This is a genomic window from Roseibium sp. AWQ4_290 (assembly GCF_056160985.1).
Genome location: NZ_JBSWYG010000102.1, coordinates 1 through 243, shown reverse-complemented (window position 1 = coordinate 243; position 243 = coordinate 1). Strand labels below are relative to the sequence as shown.

General features: G+C 54.3%; 1 protein-coding gene. It reads left to right on the top strand.

Going from position 1 to position 243, the window contains the following annotated elements; translation table 11 throughout:
• Nucleotides 1–30: 30 nt before the first annotated feature.
• The coding region (locus ACXAH0_RS25315; RefSeq protein ID WP_475196104.1) for a transposase at nt 31–243 on the top strand (213 nt) is incomplete at its 3' end.

The window sequence follows — 243 nt, the reverse complement described above, 5'->3', positions numbered from 1 at the left end:
CTTAATTAAATGGACATTTAAGGGCCCTTAATGAGTAAGCGAAGAAAGCGGCGGAGCTGGTCTGATGAGGAGAAGCGGGAGATCTGCGCGCAAGCGGTTCTTCCCAGTGCATCGGTTGCGCAGGTGGCGCGCCGGTATTCTGCGAATGCCAATATGATCCACAATTGGCTGAAGGATCCCCGGTTTGCGCGAATGCCAGTTGATCCGGGCCACGTCGAGGAAGCGTCTTTCGTTGAGTTGGAA